The organism is Methylobacterium sp. 174MFSha1.1 (assembly GCF_900116815.1).
In the GTDB taxonomy this organism is placed as follows: domain Bacteria; phylum Pseudomonadota; class Alphaproteobacteria; order Rhizobiales; family Beijerinckiaceae; genus Methylobacterium.
Genome location: NZ_FPCB01000034.1, coordinates 61007 through 82109, shown reverse-complemented (window position 1 = coordinate 82109; position 21103 = coordinate 61007). Strand labels below are relative to the sequence as shown.

At 71.0% G+C, this 21103-nt stretch carries 16 protein-coding genes and 1 pseudogene; 7 read left to right on the top strand and 10 right to left on the bottom strand.

Going from position 1 to position 21103, the window contains the following annotated elements; genetic code table 11:
• The 5 genes and pseudogenes from BM430_RS25945 to urtA all read right to left on the bottom strand — a co-directional run.
• Positions 1-248, bottom strand: a pseudogene (locus tag BM430_RS25945) (IS110 family transposase); the annotation flags it as partial.
• Positions 249-412: 164 nt separating this feature from the next.
• Positions 413-1204, bottom strand: a complete 792-nt coding sequence (gene urtD, locus BM430_RS25940; protein ID WP_093570125.1) for an urea ABC transporter ATP-binding protein UrtD — start codon at positions 1202-1204, stop codon at positions 413-415.
• Positions 1201-2355: an urea ABC transporter permease subunit UrtC gene (urtC, locus tag BM430_RS25935; protein ID WP_093570124.1), complete on the bottom strand. Its 1155-nt coding sequence runs from the start codon at positions 2353-2355 to the stop codon at positions 1201-1203. Before urtC ends, urtD begins: the two co-directional genes overlap by 4 nt.
• Position 2356: 1 nt before the next feature.
• Positions 2357-3958 (bottom strand): urea ABC transporter permease subunit UrtB, encoded by a 1602-nt coding sequence (gene urtB, locus BM430_RS25930; protein WP_093570123.1) that lies wholly within the window; start codon positions 3956-3958, stop codon positions 2357-2359.
• Positions 3959-4271: 313 nt separating this feature from the next.
• Positions 4272-5558, bottom strand: a complete 1287-nt coding sequence (urtA, locus tag BM430_RS25925; RefSeq protein ID WP_093570122.1) for an urea ABC transporter substrate-binding protein — start codon at positions 5556-5558, stop codon at positions 4272-4274.
• Between the two features lie 260 nt (positions 5559-5818).
• Between urtA and BM430_RS25920 the strand changes: the two genes are divergently transcribed.
• Entirely contained in the window at positions 5819-7483 is a 1665-nt protein-coding gene (locus BM430_RS25920; RefSeq protein WP_093570121.1) for an alpha-amylase family protein, read from the top strand.
• A 78-nt stretch (positions 7484-7561) separates the two neighbouring features.
• Here the strand turns inward: BM430_RS25920 and prfB are convergent.
• Positions 7562-8690 (bottom strand): peptide chain release factor 2 gene (prfB, locus tag BM430_RS25915; RefSeq protein WP_143132133.1). Its coding sequence is split into 2 segments (ribosomal slippage): positions 7562-8620 and positions 8622-8690, totalling 1128 coding nucleotides; the frame shifts between segments, so codons are not numbered across the junction.
• A gap of 322 nt (positions 8691-9012) precedes the next feature.
• Between prfB and BM430_RS25910 the strand changes: the two genes are divergently transcribed.
• On the top strand, positions 9013-10845 hold the full coding sequence (locus tag BM430_RS25910) for a gamma-glutamyltransferase family protein (RefSeq protein WP_093570119.1): 1833 nt from the start codon (positions 9013-9015) through the stop codon (positions 10843-10845).
• A 6-nt stretch (positions 10846-10851) separates the two neighbouring features.
• On the opposite strand, the gene BM430_RS25905 is transcribed toward BM430_RS25910, so the two are convergent.
• From BM430_RS25905 to BM430_RS25895, 3 genes are all read right to left on the bottom strand, one after another.
• On the bottom strand, positions 10852-11058 hold the full coding sequence (locus BM430_RS25905; protein ID WP_048433129.1) for a hypothetical protein: 207 nt from the start codon (positions 11056-11058) through the stop codon (positions 10852-10854).
• A gap of 62 nt (positions 11059-11120) precedes the next feature.
• Positions 11121-11435, bottom strand: coding sequence for a polyhydroxyalkanoic acid system family protein (locus BM430_RS25900; protein ID WP_093570132.1), 315 nt, complete (start codon positions 11433-11435; stop codon positions 11121-11123).
• A gap of 71 nt (positions 11436-11506) precedes the next feature.
• The gene (locus BM430_RS25895) at positions 11507-11890 is read right to left on the bottom strand and encodes a septal ring lytic transglycosylase RlpA family protein (protein ID WP_093570118.1); all 384 of its coding nucleotides are present in this window, start codon (positions 11888-11890) and stop codon (positions 11507-11509) included.
• Between the two features lie 804 nt (positions 11891-12694).
• Here BM430_RS25895 and BM430_RS25890 point away from each other — a divergent pair.
• Positions 12695-13885, top strand: coding sequence for a site-specific DNA-methyltransferase (locus BM430_RS25890; RefSeq protein ID WP_093570117.1), 1191 nt, complete (start codon positions 12695-12697; stop codon positions 13883-13885).
• An 84-nt stretch (positions 13886-13969) separates the two neighbouring features.
• Here the strand turns inward: BM430_RS25890 and mutY are convergent, their stop codons facing one another.
• Positions 13970-15202 carry an A/G-specific adenine glycosylase gene (gene mutY, locus BM430_RS25885; RefSeq protein ID WP_093570116.1) on the bottom strand — a complete coding sequence of 411 codons (1233 nt, stop codon included), beginning with the start codon at positions 15200-15202 and terminating at the stop codon, positions 13970-13972.
• A gap of 175 nt (positions 15203-15377) precedes the next feature.
• On the opposite strand from mutY, the gene BM430_RS25880 reads away from it, so the two are divergent.
• The 4 genes from BM430_RS25880 to BM430_RS25865 all read left to right on the top strand — a co-directional run bounded on the left by BM430_RS25880 (position 15378) and on the right by BM430_RS25865 (position 21051).
• A complete protein-coding gene (locus tag BM430_RS25880) occupies positions 15378-15866 on the top strand; it encodes a DUF721 domain-containing protein (RefSeq protein WP_093570115.1) in 489 nt (162 codons plus the stop codon).
• A 214-nt stretch (positions 15867-16080) separates the two neighbouring features.
• On the top strand, positions 16081-16725 hold the full coding sequence (locus BM430_RS25875; protein ID WP_093570114.1) for a DsbA family protein: 645 nt from the start codon (positions 16081-16083) through the stop codon (positions 16723-16725).
• A gap of 341 nt (positions 16726-17066) precedes the next feature.
• Complete coding sequence (locus tag BM430_RS25870; RefSeq protein WP_093570113.1) at positions 17067-20516, top strand: chromosome segregation SMC family protein; 3450 nt, start codon at positions 17067-17069, stop codon at positions 20514-20516.
• A gap of 157 nt (positions 20517-20673) precedes the next feature.
• Complete coding sequence (locus tag BM430_RS25865) at positions 20674-21051, top strand: AtpZ/AtpI family protein (RefSeq protein WP_093570112.1); 378 nt, start codon at positions 20674-20676, stop codon at positions 21049-21051.
• The last annotated feature ends 52 nt before the right edge of the window (positions 21052-21103 follow it).

The window sequence follows — 21103 nt, the reverse complement described above, 5'->3', positions numbered from 1 at the left end:
AACGGCTTGACGTAGGCCGGCGGCAGCAGGCGCACCTCGTGGCCCAGAGCCCGGATCTGGCGCGCCCAGTGATGGGCGGTGGCGCAGGCCTCCATCGCCACGATGGTGGCGGGGATCTTCTTGAGCGCCGGCAGCAGCTTGTCGCGCGAGACGCGCTCGGTGCTCACCACGGCGCCCTGCGCGTCCTGGGCCTCGAACTGGAAGACGGACTTGGCGATGTCCAGGCCGATGATGCTAATCTGCGTCACGGACGGTCTCCTCGGTTGGGTGTCAGACGACCTCAACCTGGCACTTATGATGCCGGCGGGGGCCGTCCACCCCAACATCCCGGGTTCCCGCCTTCGGCGAGCGCCGGGATGACGTGGAGGGGTGTCGATGGGAGTGCGTACCCGGCTCGCGCCGTCGCGCGCCCTCAGCGGCCGAGATAGACCTCGACCACCCGCGGGTCGGCCGAGACGGAATCGATCGAGCCCTCGGCCAGCACCGCGCCCTCGTGCAGGCAGGTGACGCGGCACTGGAGCGCCCGCACGAAGTGCATGTCGTGCTCGACCACGATCACCGCATGGTCCTTCGCGATGCGGCGGAGCAGCGTCGCGGTCGCCTCGGTCTCGGCGTCGGTCATGCCGGCGACCGGCTCGTCGACGAGGAGGAGCTTCGGGTCCTGGGCGAGCAGCATGCCGATCTCGAGCCATTGCTTCTGGCCGTGCGAGAGGTCGGCCGCCGGGCGTGCCCGGTGGGCGATCAGCCCCACCGTCTCCAGGATGGCATCGATCTGCGCCCGCTCGACCCGGTTGCGCCAGCCGAACAGCGAGGCGGTCGCGGCGCGGGGGCCCTTGAGCGCCAGCAGGATGTTGTCGGCGACGGTCTGGCTCTCGAACACCGTCGGCTTCTGGAACTTGCGGCCGATGCCGAGCTCGGCGATGGCCGCCTCGTCCATGCGGGTCAGGTCGTGCACGCCGTCATAGATCACCTGGCCGGTATCGGGCCGGGTCTTGCCGGTGATGCAATCCATCATCGTGGTCTTGCCGGCGCCGTTCGGACCGATGATCGCCCGCATCTCGCCGGGCATCAGGGTCAGGGACAGGCCGCGCAGCGCCCGGTAGCCGTCGAAGGTGACCTTGATGTCGTCGACGTAGAGCAGGGCCTGGGTGAGGCGCTTCTCGTGAACCGGGTCGGAAACGGGCAGAGCTATCGCGGCGCTCATGATCCGCGGCCCTCCTCGGCCAGGGCTGGGGGAATGTCGCCCGGCTTCGGGCCGGGCAGGCGGGCCTTGGCGCGGCGGGAGCCGAGCCGCTCGGTCAGGGTGCCGAGGATGCCCATGGGCAGGAACAGGGTGACGACGACGAACAGCGCGCCCAGCGCGAACAGCCAGGCGTCGGGCAGCGCGCCGGTCAGCAGGGTCTTGGCGTAGTTGACCAGCACCGCGCCGAGCGCAGCGCCGACCAGCGTCCCGCGGCCGCCGACCGCGACCCAGATCACCGCCTCGATCGAGTTGGCGGGGGCGAACTCGGACGGGTTGATGATGCCGACCTGCGGCACGTAGAGGGCGCCGGCGACGCCCGCCATCATGGCCGAGACCGTGAAGGCCAGCGCCTTGTAATGCGCCGTGCGGTAACCGAGGAAGCGGGTGCGCGATTCAGCATCCCGGATCGCGATCAGGACCTTGCCGAAGGCCGAGGTCGTCATGAAGCGGGCCACCAAGTAGGCGAGCGCCAGCGCGACCGCCGTCAGGACGAACAGGACGACGCGCGTCCCTTGCGCCTGCACGCTGAAGCCCAGGATGTCCTTGAAGTCGGTCAGCCCGTTGTTTCCGCCTAAGCCCATGTCGTTGCGGAAGAAGGCGAGCATCAGCGCGAAGGTCATCGCCTGGGTGATGATCGACAGGTAGACGCCGGTCACCCGCGAGCGGAAGGCGAGCCAGCCGAACACGAAGGCGAGGAGGCCCGGCACCAGCAGCACCATCACGGCCGCGAAGGGAAACCAGTCGAAGCCGTGCCAGTACCAGGGCAGCTCCTTGTAGTTCAGGAACACCATGAAGTCGGGCAGGACGGGATTGCCGTAGACGCCGCGCGGCCCGATCTGGCGCATCAGGTACATGCCCATCGCGTAGCCGCCGAGCGCGAAGAACGCCCCGTGGCCGAGCGAGAGGATGCCGCAATAGCCCCAGACGAGGTCGAGGCTGAGCGCCAGGATCGCGTAGGCGAGATACTTGCCCATCAGCGAGACGGCGTAGGTCGGCACGTGGAACGCCGAACCCGGGGCGGTGAGGAGGTTGAGGGCCGGGACCACGATGCAGGCCGCGGCAATGACCGCGAGAAAGATCCAGCCCGGCTTGTCGATGCGGGAGAGCAGCATGTCAGGCCTCCACCGCCCGGCCCTTGAGCGCGAACAGGCCGCGCGGCCGCTTCTGGATGAACAGGATGATGAAGACGAGGAGCAGGATCTTGCCCAGCACCGCGCCCGCATAGGGTTCGAGGAACTTGTTGGCGACGCCCAGCGTCAGCGCGGCCACCAGCGTGCCCCACAGGTTGCCGACGCCGCCGAACACCACGACCAGGAACGAGTCGATGATGTAGCCCTGGCCGAGATTCGGCGAGACGTTGTCGATCTGCGAGAGCGCCACCCCGGCGACGCCGGCGATGCCGGAGCCGAGGCCGAAGGTGAAGGCGTCGATCCAGGGCGTGCGGATGCCCATGGCGGCGGCCATGCGGCGGTTCTGGGTGACGGCGCGCGTCTTCAGGCCGAACGAGGTCGCCTTCAGGATCAGGTTGAGGGCGACGAAGACGCCAAGCGCGAACACCACGATCCAGAGGCGCCCCCAGGTGATCGAGAGGCCGAACAGGTCGAAGGCGCCCGCCATGTAGGACGGGGCGCCGACCTCGCGGTTGGTCGGCCCGAAGACCGAGCGCACCGCCTGCTGCAGGATCAGGCTGATGCCCCAGGTGGCGAGCAGGGTCTCCAGCGGCCGGCCGTAGAGGTGGCGGATGACGGTCCGCTCGATCAGGATGCCGACGGCGCCTGCGGCGAGGAAGGCGAGCGGGATCGCGATCGGCAGCGACCAGTCGAACAGGAAGGGGGCCTTCTGGCGGATCAGCTCCTGCACCAGGTAGGTGGTGTAGGCGCCGAGCATCACCATCTCGCCGTGGGCCATGTTGATGATGCCCATCACCCCGAAGGTGATGGCGAGCCCGATGGCGGCGAGCAGCAGCACCGAGCCGAGAGAGATGCCGTACCAGGCGTTCTGCACGTTCGCCATCAGGGCCTGACGGGTCTCGATGGCCGAGACGCCGCGGGCGGCGGCGTCGCGCACGCTCTGGACGGAATCGCCCGAGAGGCCGCGCAGGATCGCGAGCGCCTCCGAATCGCCGCGGGCCTGGAGGGTGTCGACGGCCGAGAGCCGCTCGATCTCGGGGGCACCGGGCTTCGCCAGCAAAGCCGCGGCGCGGGCCTCCTGGAGGCTGCGCTTCACGCCCGCATCGGTCTCGCGGGCGAGCGCCGCGTCGAGGGCCGGGAGCGCGGCGACGTCGCGGGCCTTGAGCACCGCGTCGGCGGCGGTCCGACGGGTGGCCGGGTCGGGGGCGAGGAGGTTCAGGGTGCCGAAAGCCGCGTCGATCGCGCGCCGCACCCGGTTGTTGACCCGCACGGGCTTGAGGCCCTCGGGGCTCACGGCCGCGCCGGTGCGGGCGTCGGCGACCTTGGCGCCGTCCTTGATCACCAGCGCCTTGTCGTCCGGGCGGTAGAGCAGACGGTTGTCGGCGAGCGCCCGCAGCACCGGCCCGGCCTTGGGGTCGCCGCTGGCGGCGAGGCCCGCGATGGCGGCCTCGATGTCGGAATAGCTGTCGCTGGCGAGTCGCGCATAGGCGGCGTCGGGCCCGGTCTGCGCCGCAGCCGGGGGGACCCAAGTGACGCACAAAGCGGCGCACCAGAGCGCGAGGAGAAGGACGAGGCAGCGGCGCATTCAGATCCGTCCGGAGAAGGTTGTCTCCTCCCTCGCGGGAGAAGTCTTGGAGGTGGCGGCACCGATGTTTCAGGCACCCGCCCCTTTCCCGGACGACTGCAGCGTCAGCGGAAGAAGATCCGGGATCCAGCACAGGACGTGCCGCGAAGCGACCCTGCTTGCTGCAACGAGGCAAGAAGCAGACGCTTCGCGAGTTCTTGTGCTGGATCCCGGATCTCCCTCCACTTCGTTCCAGTCGTCCGGGAAAGGGGAGCCAAGCGGCATCCCCTCGGGCCCCTCCCTCTGGCGAGGGAGGGGCCGTTTCGTCACGCGCTCACGCGCCGCCGCACTTCTTCGTCTTGGTGTTGTAGTTGCCGCAATTCAGCTTGACCCAGTCGGCCTCGAGGTCCTTCGAGCCGTCGAGCTGCTTCGACCAGGCCTCGCCGGGGATCAGGCCCTCGGTCTTCCACACCACGTCGAACTGGCCGTTGTCCTTGATCTCGCCGATGAAGACGGGCTTGGTGATGTGGTGGTTGGCCAGCATCTCCGAGGTGCCGCCGGTCAGGTTGTCCTGCTTGATGCCCGGCAGCGCCGCGATCACCTTGTCCGGATCGGTGGTACCGGCCTTCTCGACCGCCTTCACCCACATGTTGAAGCCGATGTAGTGGGCCTCCATCGGGTCGTTGGTGACGCGCTTCGGATTCTTGGTGTAGGCGTGCCACTGGTCGATGAACGCCTTGTTGGCCGGCGTGTCGATCGACATGAAGTAGTTCCACGCGGCCAGGTGGCCGAGCAGCGGCTTGGTGTCGATGCCGGCCAGCTCCTCCTCGCCGACCGAGAAGGCGACGACCGGGATGTCGGTCGCCTTGACGCCCTGGTTCGCCAGCTCCTTGTAGAACGGCACGTTGGCGTCGCCGTTGACGGTCGAGACCACCGCGGTCTTCTTGCCGGCCGAGCCGAAGCTCTTGATCGCGGCGACGCGGGTCTGCCAGTCGGACTGACCGAACGGGGTGTAGTTGATCGAGATGTCCTCGGGCTTCACGCCCTTGGCCTTCAGGTAGGCCTCGAGGATCTTGTTGGTGGTGCGGGGATAGACGTAGTCCGTGCCTTCCAGCACCCAGCGCTCGACCTTCTCCTCCTTCATCAGGTAGTCGACGGCCGGGATCGCCTGCTGGTTCGGCGCGGCGCCGGTGTAGAACACGTTGCGCTCGCTCTCCTCGCCCTCGTACTGGACGGGGTAGAACAGGATCGAGTTGAGCTCCTTGAACACCGGCAGCACGGACTTGCGCGACACGCTGGTCCAGCAGCCGAACACCGCCGAGACCTTGTCCTTGGCGATCAGCTCGCGGGCCTTCTCGGCGAAGAGCGGCCAGTTCGAGGCCGGATCGACCACCACCGCCTCGAGCTTCTTGCCCAGCACGCCGCCCTTCTTGTTCTGCTCCTCGATGAGCATCAGCATGACGTCTTTGAGCGTCGTCTCGGAGATCGCCATCGTGCCCGAGAGCGAGTGCAGGATGCCGACCTTGATGGTCTCCTGCGCCGAGGCGACCGTCGTCGCCAGCGTGCCGAGCGCCAACCCGCCCGCGACCGCGGCGCGCGAGAGCCAACCCTTCCACGTCATGGTGTTCTTCTCCCTGGGCCGGTGCGGCCGAACCCCGTTCCGCAAAGGCCATGCCAGGAAGGATTTCGAAAAAGTTCCGACGGATCCGGGCTCAAATTCTGGGCATCCGGCGTCATCCGGCACCCCCTGCCCGATTTCCGCCGCCACTGCTGCCCGCCTGCGCGCCATTCTGCCTAAGCCGGCGCCAAGGCTACGCTTGGATCCTGTCTGCCCTAGATGATCCGTCCAGCCGGCATCGTCGCCGGCCGAGGAGAACCGGGGTGATCGAGGACCTCTGGTACAAGAACGCGGTGATCTACTGCCTCTCGGTCGGCTCCTTCATGGATGCCAACGGCGACGGCATCGGCGATTTCGAGGGGCTGGAGCGCCGCCTCGATTATCTCCTCGGCCTCGGGGTGACGGCGATCTGGCTGCATCCGTTCCAGCCCTCGCCGGGCCGCGACCACGGCTACGACGTGGCGGATTATTACGGCGTCGATCCGCGCTACGGCACGCTCGGCGACTTCGTCGCCTTCACCCACGCCGCCAAGCAGCGCGGCATGCGGGTGCTGATCGACCTCGTGGTCAACCACACCTCCGACCAGCATCCGTGGTTCCAGGCCGCCCGCTCCGATCCGAACGCCCGCACCCGCGACTGGTACGTCTGGTCGAAGACGAAGCCGGCGAACGCCAACGAGGGCATGGTGTTTCCGGGCGTGCAGAAGAGCACCTGGACCTACGACAAGGAAGCCAAGGCCTGGTACTTCCACCGCTTCTACAATTTCCAGCCCGACCTCAACACCGCCAACCCCCACGTCCAGGCCGAGATCCTGAAGATCATGGGGTTCTGGATCCAGCTCGGCGTCTCGGGCTTCCGGATGGACGCGGTGCCGTTCGTGATCGCCGAGAAGGGGCCGGACATCTCGGGCGAGCCGCGCGAGCAGTTCGAATTGCTGCGGCTGTTCCGCGAGTTCCTGCAATGGCGCCAGGGCGACGCGATCATCCTGGCCGAGGCCAACATCCTGCCGCGCCAGGACCTCGACTATTTCGGCGACGACGCCGACCGCATGCACATGATGTTCAACTTCCAGGTCAACCAGGCCTTGTTCTACGCGCTCGCCTCGGCCGATGCGCGCCCGCTGGTGAAGGCGCTGCAGAAGACCTGGAACCGGCCGCCCTCCGCCCAGTGGGCGATCTTCCTGCGCAACCACGACGAGCTCGATCTCGGCCGCCTGACCGAGAAGCAGCGCCAGACCGTGTTCGACGCCTTCGGGCCCGAGCCCGAGATGCAGCTCTACGACCGCGGCATCCGCCGGCGCCTCGCGCCGATGCTCGGCGGGGACCGGCGCCGGATCGAGCTCGCCTACAGCCTGATGTTCACCCTGCCGGGCACGCCGGTGATGCGCTACGGCGACGAGATCGGCATGGGCGACGACCTCTCGCTGCCCGAGCGCGACTGCGCCCGCACGCCGATGCAGTGGTCGCACGAGCCGCATGGCGGCTTCACGCTCAGCGACCACCCGGAATCGCCGCCGATCCACGAGGGTCCTTACGCCTATTCCCACGTCAACGCCGCGGCGCAGCGCTGCGCGCCGGAATCGCTCCTCAACTGGATGGAGCGCATCATCCGCATGCGGAAGGAAGTGCCGGAGATCGGCTGGGGCGACTTCACCGCCCTGGAGACCCGCGATCCCGGCATCCTCGCCCTGCGCTACGACTGGCGCCAGAACTCGGTGCTCTGCCTGCACAACCTCGCGGCTGAGCCGAAGGAGGTCACCTTCGCCACCGGCCTCGACGGCGACGGCCGCAACCTGATCGACCTCCTCACCGGCCAGCGGAGCCTGGCCGACGACGACGGCCACCACCGCGTGCTGCTGGAGGGCTACGGGTACCGGTGGTACCGGGTCGGCGGGCTGGACTACCTGCTGCGGCGGAGCGAGATCTGAGGAACCGGGACGAGAACGGGCGCGGCCCCTCCCCCGCTCCGGAGGAGGCACCGCGCCCGTCCTGTTATCCGGACACGCTCAGTCGATGTCTTCGACCGCCTCGGCCCCGCCATAGACCCGCTGGGCGAGCGACGCCTCGATCAGGTCGTCGATGTCGCCGTCGAGGACGTCGTCGGGGCTGGTCGACTGGGCGCCGGTGCGCAGGTCCTTCACCAGCTGATAGGGCTGGAGCACGTAGGAGCGGATCTGGTGGCCCCAGCCGATATCGGTCTTTGAGGCCGCCTCGGCGTTGGCCTTCTCCTCGCGCTTCTTCAGCTCGAGCTCGTAGAGGCGGGCGCGCAGCATGTTCCAGGCGGTGGCCCGGTTCTTGTGCTGCGAGCGCTCCTGCTGGCACGCCACCACGATCCCGGTCGGGTTGTGGGTGATGCGCACCGCCGAATCGGTGGTGTTGACGTGCTGGCCGCCCGCGCCCGACGAGCGGTAGGTGTCGATCCGGCAGTCCGATTCCTTGATCTCGATCGTGATCCGGTCGTCGATGACCGGGTAGACCCAGACGCTGGCGAAGCTGGTATGCCGCCGGGCGTTGGAATCGTACGGCGAGATCCGCACCAGGCGGTGCACGCCCGATTCGGTCTTCAGCCAGCCATAGGCGTTGTGGCCCTTGATCAGGAGCGTGGCGCCCTTGATCCCGGCCTCTTCGCCGTCGGCCCATTCGACGATGTCGACCTTGTACTTCCGGCGCTCGGCCCAGCGGGCATACATGCGCTGGAGCATGTTGGCCCAGTCCTGGCTCTCGGTGCCACCGGCGCCGGCATGCACTTCGAGATAGGTGTCGTTGGCGTCGGCCTCGCCCGAGAGCAGGGTCTCGATCTGGCGGCGGGCCGCCTCGACCTGCACGGCGCGGATCTGCTCCTCGCCCTCGCGGATGCTGGCGGCATCCTCCTCCATCTCGCCGAGCTCGATCAGCGTCGCGCCGTCCTCCAGCCCCTGTTCCAGGCGCCGGATCGCCGTGACGGCGTCGTCGAGCTGCGTGCGCTCGCGCATGACCTTCTGGGCCTCCTCCGGATCGTTCCAGAGCGAGGGGTCCTCGGAGCGGGCGTTCAGCTCCGCGAGGCGCTTGTCAACGGTATCCCAGTCAAAGATGCCTCCTCAGCAGTCCGATCGACTGCTTGGCGGCATCCGAGAGTTGCTCGATCTCGGCGCGCATCTGGTGTGGGTTCACTCGCGTGAGGGTGGGGCCAGGGTGATAGCGCCGGGGGCGGCGGGTGTAAACGGCGGGGGGGCGCTCATGCCTCGGGCGCGGGATCGACCGGACTCGCTTGCGCCGGTGCATGCCGGCCGCCGCATCCGTCACAGCGCGTCGGCGAGCCCCGACTGGCTCGCGGAGCCGCCCCGGGCCCCGGGCCGGTATCATACGCAGACCGGCCCCGACAGGCGGCCCCGTCCTCATCCCGGACCGAGTCGGTGTAAGACCGATCCGGCTGCGGCCCAACGCCGTCGCGCGACGGCCGCCCGGAGGGCAATCACCGATGAGCTTCGTCACCCCCGATTCCTTCACCACCCGCCCCGAGATCGACGGCACCTTCGGGGTCGTGGCCTCGACGCACTGGATCGCCACCGCGGTCGGCATGGGCGTGCTGGAGCGGGGCGGCAACGCCTTCGATGCGGGCGTCGCCACCGCCTTCGTGCTGCAGGTGGTCGAGCCGCACCTCAACGGGCCGGGCGGCGACGTACCGGTGATCCTGCACGACGTCCGGGTCGGGCACCCCCAGGTGGTGTGCGGGCAGGGCCCGGCGCCGCAGGCCGCCACCATTTCGCACCTGCGCGACGACCTCGGCCTCGACCTCGTGCCGGGCACCGGGCTGCTCGCGCCCTGCGTGCCGGGCACCTTCGACGCCTACATGCTGATCCTGCGCGACCACGGCACCTGGCGCCTCGCCGACGTGCTGGAGGCGGCGATCGGTTACGCCCGGGACGGCTTCCCGCTGGTCGAGCGGGTCTCGGCCACCATCGCGACCGTCGAGGGGCTGTTTCGCGAGCACTGGGCGAGCTCGGCGGCGACCTACCTGAAAGACGGCGGCGTGCCCGCGCCCGGCACGCTGTTCACCAATCCGGTCCTCGCCGAGACCTATGCCCGGATCGTGCGCGAGGCCGCCGGCGGCTCGCGCGAGCAGGAGATCGAGCGCGCCCGGCGGATCTGGTCGCAGGGCTTCGTCGCCGAGGCGATCGACGCCTTCTGCAAGGCCGAGCCGGTGATGGACGTCACCGGGACGCCGCATCGCGGCCTCCTCACCGGGTCCGACATGGCGGCCTGGCAGGCGAGCGTCGAGGCGCCGATTGCTTACGAGTACGGCCGCTACACGGTGCTGAAGGCCGGGCCGTGGACGCAGGGGCTCGCCACCCTGCAGCAGCTCGCCCTCCTCAAGGGCTTCGACCTCGACCGCCTCGACCCGACGGGACCCGACTTCATCCACCTCCAGGTCGAGTGCGCCAAGCTCGCCTTCGCCGACCGGGACACGTTCTACGGCGATCCCGCCTTCGTCGACGTGCCGGTGGAGACCCTGCTGTCCGATGCCTACAATGCCGAGCGGCGCCGGCTCGTCACCGAGACCGCCTCGCTGGAGCAGCGGCCCGGCACGATCCCGGGCTTCGGCAAGGCCCTCGACGCCCGGGTGAGCAGCGGCGCCCGCACGGCGGTCGGCAGCTCCGGCGCCGGCGAGCCGACGGTCGGCAGGATCGAGGCGACCGTCCCGCCGGACGATGCCCGCTCAGGCGTGGTGCGGGGCGACACGGTCCATTTCGACATCATCGACCGGCACGGCAACATGATCGCCGCCACCCCCTCGGGCGGCTGGCTGCAATCCTCGCCGGTGATCCCGGCGCTCGGCTTCTGCCTCGGCACGCGGGCGCAGATGTTCGTGCTCGACGAGAGCCATCCGGCGGCGCTCGCCCCGGGCAAGCGGCCGCGCTCGACCCTCTCGCCGACGATGGCTCTTCGCGATGGCGCGCCCTACCTCGCCTGGGGCTCGCCGGGGGGCGACCAGCAGGACCAGTGGATCCCGCAATTCTTCCTGCGCCACGTCCATGCCGGCATGAACCTGCAGGCGGCGATCGACGCGCCGGCCTGGCACACCGAGCACTTCCCGTCCTCGTTCTGGCCGCGCACCGCCCGGCCGGGGGTCGTGGTGGTGGAGAACCGCATCAGCCCCGGGACGATCGCGGAGCTGCGCCGGCGCGGCCACGTCGTCGAGGTCGGGTCCGACTGGTCGGAGGGGCGGCTCACGGCGGCGAGCCGCGACGGCCGCCGCCTGCGGGCGGCGGCCAACCCGCGCGGCATGCAGGGCTACGCCGCCGGGCGGTGACGCGCCTCACATGGTCGGGTTGGCGGGCCCGGTCGGGGACGGGTCGGGGGTGATCGCCGGCGAGTTGCCGGGATCGTTCACCGGGATCTCGACCGGACGGTCGCCCGGGGCCTCGCTCGGCAGTTCGGGCCCGCCGGGATTGGGCGTATCGGGGCCGGGGGTGGGGGGCACGGGATCGTAGGGCTGGTCCGGGATCGGGCCGGGATTCGACATCGAGCGCTCCTCTCTCTGCCGTGTCCAAACCGGGGCGCCCGGCCCCGGTTCCGCAACGTCGGCTACTGCTTGGTCAGGAGCTTGGCGCCGTTCTGGCTGACGATCTGCTGCACCTTGTGGGCGAAGAGCGACAGGAGCAGCGGCATCCGCACCTCGACCCGCACGGAATCCTCCTCGACGTCGATGTCGCCGTCGACGCGCTGGTTCATCGCCGCCACCAGGAACGAGAGCCGGTCGCCGGTCCAGGTCGCGTCGGCCATGCTGAGACCCGCCTTCTGCAGCATCTCCTTGGCCTGGCCGATCCCGTTCTCCAGCCGGCGGCGGGCCTCGGCCCGGCCGAGCTGATGGGGAATCACGACAACCAGGGGCTTTGCCATCATCACGCTCCGCTCGCACGATGAGCCTGATGTGGGGAGGCGTCGCCCAAGGGCAACGCCGCAAGCCTTGATCAGTCGACCACCGCGACAGCGACCCTGGCGACGCCGTTCATGCCGATCGCCTGACCGGCGCCGCGGGCGAGATCGATGATGCGACCATGGGCGAACGGCCCTCGATCGTTGATCCGCACCACCACCGAGCGGCCGTTGGACTGATTGGTCACCCGCACCCGCGTGCCGAAGGGCAGGCTGCGATGCGCCGCCGTGAGGCCGTTGGGATTGAAGCGCTCGCCGCTGGCGGTGCGATGGCCGGAGGCGTACCAGGAGGCCTTGCCGCTCTGGGCCTGCGCAGTCGACGAGGCGGCGAGGCTCCCCCATCCGGCGAGGGCGACGCCCCCCGCGAGAGCCACGATGCGAGCCGCGTTCGACCGACGCGCAGGCTGGGCGCTGTTCATTCCACTGTCCTTGGCAGTTGCTGATGGCACAGCCAATCGAGACCAAACAGGACGAAAATATGACCGCCCGATTTGTGGCGATTGGCGCCGCATTATCGGCCGATATCTTGCGATCCGTTAATGTTTGACTTTTCAAGTCGTGAGGCGACGTGAAGTCTTATTGGCGACTTGTGGCGGCCGGGCGCTGCACTCGGATTTTCAGAATTCCGAAGAAGCGCGGCATGCGCGGTGGGGCCTGCGGTTCCGAGGCGAATGGCAGGGTTGCGCCGTGGGAGGGCGAGGGACGAGGTCTCTCCTCGCGGGCAGCAGGGCTGTCCGGGGAAATGATCGGCGCGGGTTTCCCCTCCCCCCTCTGCGGGGGAGGGTGCCCCACGGAGTGGGGCGGGAGAGGGGACGCCGCTTCCGGACAAGACTGAACCATTCTGAAGGGCGCAGGCTGGATCAGCGTCGCGCTGCCCCTCTCCCGCCCGGCTCCGCCGGGCACCCTCCCCCGCAGAGGGGGGGAGGGAAAAACCCAAGCCTCTCCTGTTCCCCCGGATAGCCTTGCACCCGCGGAGAGAGGAGAGAACCCGCGCCTCTTCCGGCCTCCGGACAGCCTACCGGTCAGGGCAAACGCGCCCTGCAACGACGAGGCCGCGCCCTTGTCGTCACCCGTAGTGTTTCATTAACGGATGATCCCGGCCACCGGACGACTAGGCAAGAAGTGCAGCCCCATTTCGAGACGCAATTCGTGTCAGCGGGAAACGTGACCTTTACCGTAGCGACGGCAATGTCTGGTGGTCAGTCGCGTAACCGGTGTTTGCCATGGCTTCCCCGCGTACCGCGGTCGTCGGCACCGCCGCCCGGAATCAGGTCTCGCGTACCGGGCGAGTGGTGTCGGCGCCGCGGATGGGTCTCGTTACCCCCGCACAGCGTCTTCCCCTGGACGAGGTCATCCTCGGGGATTGCCTCTCTGCCCTCGAGCGGCTGCCGCCGGCCAGTGTCGACCTGGTCTTCGCGGATCCGCCCTACAACCTCCAGCTCGGCGCCGGCGCCCTCTTGCGCCCGGATCAGAGCACCGTCGACGCCGTCGACGACGACTGGGACCAGTTCGCCAGCTTCGAGGCCTACGACACCTTCACCCGCGCCTGGCTCTCCGCCTGCCGCCGGGTGATGAAGCCGACCGCGACCCTCTGGGTGATCGGGTCGTACCACAACATCTTCCGCGTCGGCAGCGCGTTGCAGGATCTTGGTTTCTGGATCCTGAACGACATCGTGTGGCGCAAGGCCAACCCGATGCCGAACTTCCGCGGCAAGCGCTTCACCAACGCCCACGAGACCCTGATCTGGGCCTCTCGCAGCGAGCAGAAGGGCTACACCTTCCATTACGAGGCGCTGAAGGGCGGCAACGACGACCTGCAGATGCGCTCGGACTGGTTCATCCCGCTCTGCACCGGCGACGAGCGCCTGAAGGGCGACGACGGGCGCAAGCTGCATCCGACCCAGAAGCCCGAGGCCCTGCTCGCCCGCACCATCCTGTCCTCGTCGAATCCCGGCGACGTGGTGCTCGATCCCTTCTTCGGCACCGGCACCACCGGGGCCGTCGCCAAGCGCCTCGGCCGCCATTTCATCGGCATCGAGCAGGAGCCGGCCTACGCGGCGGCTGCCCGCGAGCGCATCGCCGGGATCGAGCCCTTGTCGCGCGCCGCCCTCCTCACCGCGCCGACGAAGCGCGCCGAGCCGCGGGTGCCGTTCCTGAGCCTGCTCGAGGCCGGCCACGTCCGGGCCGGCGAGACGCTCACCGACGAGCGCCGCCGCCACAAGGCCCTGGTGCGCCCCGACGGCACGCTCGGGGTCGGCCCGGCCTCGGGCTCGATCCACAAGATCGGCGCCCTGGTCCAGGGCCTGCCGGCCTGCAACGGCTGGACCTTCTGGCATGCCGAGCGCGGCGGGCGCCTCGTCTGCATCGACGATTTCCGCGGTACGATGCGGGCCGGGATGGGCTCGGCCGCCTGAGCGGCAGGGCCTGACGGAGAGCCCCCCCCTCGAAGCGCCCGTGGCCTTGCGGCCACGGGCGCTGCACGCGTTGACACGCGCGAATCAACTGCCCTTCGGCCGCCCCCGCGTCTTGACCACCGGGGCCGCCGAGGCGGGCCGTCGCGACAGCACCTTCGGCAACGGCGCGCGGCGCGGCGGCGGCTCGGGCTCCGGGAGCGTCGCGAGGTCGGGGGCCGGCGGGGGCGCTGGCGCGGGCGGGGGTGCGGCGAGCTTCTGCTCCAGGGCGTGGGCCAGCACCTTCTTCATCGCGCCCGGCAGCGGTTCGGCGTCGAGGCCGGCGCGCGGCGTGAAGCGCATGCCGTCGGGCGCCGGGGTTCCGGCGGCGACCCGGGCGAGGAAGACCGTCAGTTCGAGCGGGAAATGCGTGAAGACGTGGCGCACGCTTCCCGGCAGCCGCTTCCAGCGCGCGTCGAGCGGCGCATCGAGGAGCGCCTGGGCCGGGTCGTAATCGGCCCGCCACTCGCTCGTCGGCGGCTCGGCCATCGCGCCGAGCAGGCCCTCCGGCGGCCGGGTGCGCAAGAGCACCGCGTCGTCGCCGGCCCGCAGGACCACGAAGGCGGCGCCGCGGCGCAAAGCGCCGGCCACCTTCTTCATCTTGCGCGGAAACGTCTCCTGCAGCCCCTCGGCCCGGGCGCGGCAGGGCCGCATCCAGGGGCAGAGCGCGCAGGCCGGCCGCTTCGGCGTGCAGAGCGTCGCGCCGAGATCCATCACGGCCTGCGCGAAGTCGCCGGGGCGCTCCTGCGGCACCAGGTTCTCCGCGAGGCGGCGGATCTCGGCCCGCGCGGCCGGGATCGGGGTCTCGATCGCGTAGAGCCGCGACACCACCCGCTCGACATTGCCGTCCACCGCCGCAACCGGCCGGTCGAAGGCGATCGCCGCGATGGCGCCCGCCGTGTAGGCGCCGATGCCGGGGAGCTTGCGCAGGCCCTCGACCGTATCGGGAAAGCCGCCGGCCTCGGCCACCGCCTTCGCGCAGGCATGCAGGTTGCGGGCGCGGGAATAGTAGCCCAAGCCCGCCCATGCCCCCATCACCGCCTCCTCCGGCGCCGCCGCCAGGGCCTCGACGGTCGGGAAGCGCTCCAGGAAGCGGGCGAAGTAGGGCTTGACCGCAGCGACGGTGGTCTGCTGCAGCATGATCTCGGACAGCCAGACCCGGTACGGATCGGGCGCGACGCCGGGCAGCGCGCGCCAGGGCAGCGCGCGGCGATGGCGGTCGTACCAGACCAGGAGGTCGGCGGCTTCCGGCCTTGAGTGCGACGCGGCGGGCGCTACCATGCGGCCCGCCTTAGCGGGTTTTCCGCCGCGGCGGGAGCGGGATTTCGGCGATTGTCGCCGCCGCGCACGGCTCTCGACGGGGCGGGCCCGAGGGTTAAGTGTTCCCTTACACGAAGGCTCTAGCTGTCGAGGCTTCCCGCCGGACGCGGCGACCCTTTTCGAGGACGGACGGGCGATGGCGCGGCCCAAACCCCTGAGCGAGCTGATCGAGCGGTCCCTCGGCCCCGTCTTCGCGGCGCAGGGCTTCGCCTCGACCGACATCCTGGCCTCCTGGTCCGAGATCGTCGGCGAGCGCCTCGCCCGGGCCTGCCAGCCGGAGAAGCTCGAATGGTCGCGCCGGCGCGGCGCGTCGCGCGAGCAGCGGCCGGAGCCCGGCACCCTGACGGTGCGGGTCGAGGGCGCCTTCGCCCTCGAACTCCAGCATCTCGTGCCGCTCGTGATCGAGCGCATCAACCGCCATTACGGCTGGGCCTGCGTCGGCAAGATCCGCCTGCGCCAGGACCGGGTCGCCCAGGCGCGCCGCCGCGCGGCCGCCCCCCCGCCCCTCGACCCGGTACGCCGCGGCGAGGTCGCGCTCGCGGTCTCGACCGTGAGCGAGGCGGCGCTCCGCGACGCCCTCGACCGGCTCGGCCTCGCGGTGTTGGGCGCACAGCGCTCGCGCTGAGCGCGACACTCCTTCGCGTCGTCGGCGGGCGTGCAGCCCGCCGCAAGCACGACCGGGCGCCGGCACGCGTGTGCCGGACGCCGCCGCCCCGCGGCAGCACCAAGGAAGAAGCGTCGCGGGCTGTTGATGCGCCGGCGGCTTGCCACGAGGCGGCCGGGATTCTACCGCACTGACGATCGCGGACCCTCCCGCACCCTCCACGAGGACGCCTGCCATGCTCACCCGTCGCGAGGCCCTGACACTCACCGGCTCGGCCCTCGGCGCGGCTCTGCTCGCGCCGGCCCTGCCGCTCTCGGCTCTGGCCCAGGGGCCGGTGGTCGACGGCCTGATGCAGCCCGGCCCGCTCGGCGACGCCTGGCTCGGGCCGGACAACGCCCGCTGCACCATCATCGAGTACGCCTCGATGACCTGCTCGCACTGCGCCGCCTTCCACAAGACGACTTGGCCGGCGCTCAAGGAGCGCTGGATCGATACCGGCAAGGTCCGCTTCACCCTGCGCGAGTTCCCCCTCGATCCGCTCGCCACCGCGGCCTTCATGCTGGCCCGGTCCGACAACGCGGCGCGCTACTACCCGATCACCGACATGCTGTTCGACCAGCAGGCGAACTGGGCCTTCGTCCCGAAGCCCCTCGACGCCCTCGAGCAGATGATGCGCCAGGCCGGCTTCTCGAAGGAGAAGTTCGAGGCGACCCTCAAGGACCAGACGCTCTACGACGGCGTCAACGCCGTGAAGGAGAAGGCGATGACCACCTTCAAGGTGAACGCCACGCCGACCTTCTTCATCAACGGCCAGAAGTACCAGGGCGAGATGACGATCGACGGCATGGAGAAGGTGATCAAGCCGATCGTGGGGGCGTAAAAGGCCACGAACGCGCACGCGCACGTTTCTGAGTGAAGCACGGCTCTCTCCTCTCCCCGCGGGCGGGGAGAGGGCCGTGTCGACGTTCAGGAGACACGGCAAGCGGAGGCGAAAGCCGGAGCGAGGGTGAGGGGGCCTCAACGCGTGAGGCTCCTCCGGAGATACCCCCTCACCCTCGCCCTACGGGCTTGCCGAGCCACCTGCACGGTGGCTCAGCCCTCTCCCCGCCCGCGGGGAGAGGGGAGTTCCCGCGCCACTTCCTTTCCCCATTTCCCAGACAGCTCTGCCGTCCGCGGGGAGAGGCGATCCGCACACCCCGACCCCGCGCACCGCGTCCGCCCATGAAATTCACGCGCCTGCGCATCGTCGGCTTCAAGACCTTCGTCGAGCCGAGCGAATTCCTGATCGAGCCCGGGCTGACCGGGGTGATCGGGCCGAACGGCTGCGGCAAGTCGAACCTCGTCGAGGCCCTGCGCTGGGTGATGGGGGAGAGCTCGCACAAGAGCATGCGGGCGTCCGGCATGGACGACGTGATCTTCTCGGGCTCCGGCGGGCGGTCCGGCCGCAGCCACGCCGAGGTGACGCTGACCCTCGACAACGGCGCCCGCACCGCGCCCGCCGCCTTCAACGCCGCCGACCTGCTGGAGGTCTCGCGCCGCATCGACCGGGGCGCCGGCTCGACCTACCGGGTCAACGGCCGCGAGGTCCGGGCCCGCGACGTGCAGCTGATGTTCGCCGACGCGGCGACCGGCGCGCGCTCCCCCGCCATGGTGCGCCAGGGCCAGGTGGCCGAACTGATCGCGGCGAAGCCCCAGGCGCGGCGGCGCATCCTGGAGGACGCCGCCGGCATCGGCGGCCTGCACGCCCGCCGGCACGAGGCGGAGCTGCGCCTGCGGGCGGCCGAAGACAACCTGTCGCGCCTCGAGGACGTGCTGACGGCGATCACCGCCGGCGTCGAGTCGTTGCGCCGCCAGGCCCGCTCGGCCCAGCGCTACCGCGCCATCGCGGCGGAGATCCGCCGGCACGAGGCGCTGCTGCTGCTGATCGGCCACACGAACGCCCGCCGCGAGGCGATGGCGTCGGACGCGGCGCTGGCCCAGGCCCTCGACCGGCTGGGGCGTGCGCAAGCCGAGCAGGTGGAATCCGCGACCGCGCAGGGGATCGCCGCCGCCGCCCTGCCGCGCCTGCGCGAGGCGGAGGGCTCCGCTTCGGCCGAGATGCAGCGCCTGATGCTGGCGGGGGCGCAGCTCGAGGCGCAGGAGCGCCGGAGCGCCGAGCGCCTGCGCGATCTCGGCCGGAGAATCGCCGACCTGCGCCGCGACCTCGCCCGCGAGGCCACCTCGCGGGACGACGCGCGCACGACCCTGGAACGCCTGGACGGCGAGGCCGCGGCCCTGGAAGCTGCCGATGACGGAAAGATCGCGCGCGAGGAGGCCGCCGCGCGCGAGGCGGCAGCGGAGCGAGACCTCGCCCTTGCTGAACGCGCGCTCGCCGCCGCGCAGGGCACCCAGGCCGAGCACGCGGCGCGGCGCGGCGCCCTGATCCGCACCGCCGCCGACGAGCGCGCCCGGGCGGCGCGGCTCGCCGGCGAGCAGGCCCGCCTCGCCCGCGAGGCCGCGGCGGCGGGAGAGGCCGGGGCGGAGAGGCTCGCCGCCCTGCGCGGGGCCTACGACGAGGCGAAGGAGACGGCCGAGGACGCCGAGGAGGCGGCGGCCGCCGCCCGCGACGTGGTGGCCGAGGCGCGCGAGGCCGAGGCGCGGGGCCGGCCGGTCCTGGCGGCGGCGGAGCGCGAGGCGGCGCGGCTCGACACCGAGGCCCGCACCCTCGCCCGGCTGGTGGCGCCCACCGCCGAGTCGCGCTTCCCGCCGGTCCTCGACGCGCTCACCGTCGAGCCCGGCTACGAGGCGGCCCTGGCGGCGGCCCTCGGCGACGACCTGGACGCCGCCCTCGACCCGCGGGCCCCGACCCACTGGGCGGCTTTGCCCGATCCCGGCACCGACCCGGCTCTGCCGGCCGGAATCCGGCCGCTCGCCGAGCGGGTCGCCGGGCCCCCGGCCCTCGCCCGCCGCCTGCGGCAGGTCGGAGTGGTCGAGCCGGCGGACGCGGCGGCGTTGCGCGAGCGCCTGCATCCGGGCCAGCGCCTCGTCACGCGGCGGGGCGATCTCCTTCGCTGGGACGGCCTCACCGCGGCGGCGGAAGCGCCGCGCCCGGCGGCACGGCGGCTGTCCGAGCGCAACCGGCTCGACGCGTTGAGCGAGGCCGCGACCGAGGCCCGGGAGCAGGCGGAGGCCGCGCGGGAGGCCCACGACGCCCTCCAGGCCTGGGCGGAAACCGCGGCGGCGGCGGAGATCCGCGCGCTCGACGGCGCCCGCCTCGCCCGCCGCACCCTCGACGGCGCCCGCGAGGCCCTGGCCCAGGCCGAGCGCCGGGAGGCCGAGGCCGTCGCCCGCCGGACCGCCCTCGCCGAGGCCGAGGCGCGCCTGGCCCTCGACGCCGAGGAGGCCGCCGCACGGGCCGAGGCCGCCGAGGATGCGCTCGCCGCCCTCGACGAGCCCAAAGACCTCGCCGTGCGGCTCGATGAGACCCGCACCATCGCCGAGGCGTGCCGCCTCGCCGCCGCCGAGGCCCGGGCGGCCCGCCTGTCGCTGACCCGCGCCGCGGAAGAAGCGGCCACCCGTCGTGCCGCGCTCGCTGCCGACCGGGCGCGCTGGCAGGAGCGGGCCGAGCGGGCGGACAGCGTGCTCGACGAACTCGAAGGCCGCCTCTCCGCGGCCGAGGAGGAGCAGGCCGAGCTCGCCGAGGCGCCCGAGACCTTCGCCGAGGAACGCCGCCGCCTCACCGCCGAGACGGACCGCGCCGAGGCGGCCCGGGCGCAGGCCGGCGCGAGCCTGAATGCCGGAGAAAAGGTCCTGGCCGACGCCGAAGGGCGGGCGCGGGCCGCCCTCGACGCCTTCGCGTCCGCCCGCGAGACCAGGGCGGCGGCAGCGGCGGCCCACGAGGCCCTGACGCGGCGCCTCGCCGAGGTGGTCCGCACCATCGCCGACACGCTGGAGGTCACGCCGGACGGCCTCTACGGCCTCGCCGGTGCCGCGCCCGGCGATCCCCTGCCGGAGGTCGGCGCCGTCGAGGCCAAGGCGGCGACGCTCAAGGCCGACCGCGACCGGCTCGGCGCCGTGAACCTGCGGGCCGAGGAGGAGCTGCGCGACACGGAAGGCCGGCGCGACGAATTGGGCCGCGAGCGCGACGAGCTGATCGAGGCGATCCGGCGCCTGCGCGGAGCGATCCAGAGCCTCAACCGCGAGGGGCGCGAGCGGCTGCTCGCCGCCTTCACGGCGGTGAACGGGCATTTCGAGCGGCTGTTCACGACCCTGTTCGGCGGCGGCACCGCGGAACTGACGCTGGTCGACTCGGACGACCCGCTGGAGGCGGGCCTCGACATCCTGGCCCGTCCCCCGGGCAAGAAGCCTCAGACGATGACGCTCCTGTCGGGCGGCGAGCAGGCGCTCACGGCGACCGCCCTGATCTTCGCGGTGTTCTTGACCAACCCGTCGCCGGTCTGCGTCCTCGACGAGGTCGATGCGCCCCTCGACGACGCCAATGTCGAGCGCTACTGCGACCTGCTCGCCGCCATGGCGCGGGACACCGACACCCGCTTCCTCGTCATCACCCACAACCCGATCACCATGGCGCGGATGGACCGGCTGTTCGGCGTGACCATGGTCGAGCGGGGGGTGTCGCAGCTCGTCTCGGTCGATCTCGCGACTGCCGAGCGGCTGGTCGAGACGGTTTGACGGCGCTCCCGTGTGCGATGCGGAATCCGTCGAAAGTCCAATGACTTAACGCCTGTTCGCGGTGCCTTGACACCCAAGGTGGGCGAAACTATGGTGCGCCCGCTCGACGGGGGTAGCCGGACCGGATCTCGTCATCCTTCACGCGCGAGGTTTCGCCATGAACGGCAACGACCCGCGGGGGAAGGACGGCACCGGTGAGGGTTCCTCCCCCGACGACGACCTCTCCGCGAGGCTCAAGCGTCTCGAGATGCAGATCGACCGGAAGCGCCCCGCGGCGTCTCCCGACCTTTCTGCGCGTCAAGGCAGCGGCCAGCCCTCGTCCCTCGGCGTCGCCATGCGGCTGTCCACGGAATTCGTGGCCGGCGTCCTGGCGGGCGGCCTTCTCGGCTGGGGCTTCGATCGTCTCCTGGGCACCAAGCCCTGGGGCCTGATCGTCCTGCTCGTCCTGGGCTTCGCGGCCGGAATCTACAACGTGATGCGCGTTTCCGGATTTTTTCCGGCCGCGGACACGAAGAAAGGCCCGCCAGGGTCTTGATCATCCGGTGGATGCCGTGCATCCGCCTGCACGGATTGGCAGCGCGGCGGGA

Bases quoted from the DNA above. Each gene is read 5' to 3' on its own strand.
- BM430_RS25905 (WP_048433129.1), bottom strand. From the start codon at position 11,058: ATGTCGAATCCCGGCCCGATCCCGGACCAGCCCTACGATCCCGTGCCC.
- urtA (WP_093570122.1), bottom strand. From the start codon at position 5,558: ATGACGTGGAAGGGTTGGCTCTCGCGCGCCGCGGTCGCGGGCGGGTTG.
- BM430_RS25910 (WP_093570119.1), top strand. From the start codon at position 9,013: ATGAGCTTCGTCACCCCCGATTCCTTCACCACCCGCCCCGAGATCGAC.
- urtD (WP_093570125.1), bottom strand. From the start codon at position 1,204: ATGAGCGCCGCGATAGCTCTGCCCGTTTCCGACCCGGTTCACGAGAAG.
- urtC (WP_093570124.1), bottom strand. From the start codon at position 2,355: ATGCTGCTCTCCCGCATCGACAAGCCGGGCTGGATCTTTCTCGCGGTC.
- BM430_RS25890 (WP_093570117.1), top strand. From the start codon at position 12,695: ATGGCTTCCCCGCGTACCGCGGTCGTCGGCACCGCCGCCCGGAATCAG.
- BM430_RS25865 (WP_093570112.1), top strand. From the start codon at position 20,674: ATGAACGGCAACGACCCGCGGGGGAAGGACGGCACCGGTGAGGGTTCC.
- BM430_RS25895 (WP_093570118.1), bottom strand. From the start codon at position 11,890: ATGAACAGCGCCCAGCCTGCGCGTCGGTCGAACGCGGCTCGCATCGTG.
- urtB (WP_093570123.1), bottom strand. From the start codon at position 3,958: ATGCGCCGCTGCCTCGTCCTTCTCCTCGCGCTCTGGTGCGCCGCTTTG.
- BM430_RS25875 (WP_093570114.1), top strand. From the start codon at position 16,081: ATGCTCACCCGTCGCGAGGCCCTGACACTCACCGGCTCGGCCCTCGGC.
- BM430_RS25870 (WP_093570113.1), top strand. From the start codon at position 17,067: ATGAAATTCACGCGCCTGCGCATCGTCGGCTTCAAGACCTTCGTCGAG.
- mutY (WP_093570116.1), bottom strand. From the start codon at position 15,202: ATGGTAGCGCCCGCCGCGTCGCACTCAAGGCCGGAAGCCGCCGACCTC.
- BM430_RS25900 (WP_093570132.1), bottom strand. From the start codon at position 11,435: ATGGCAAAGCCCCTGGTTGTCGTGATTCCCCATCAGCTCGGCCGGGCC.
- BM430_RS25880 (WP_093570115.1), top strand. From the start codon at position 15,378: ATGGCGCGGCCCAAACCCCTGAGCGAGCTGATCGAGCGGTCCCTCGGC.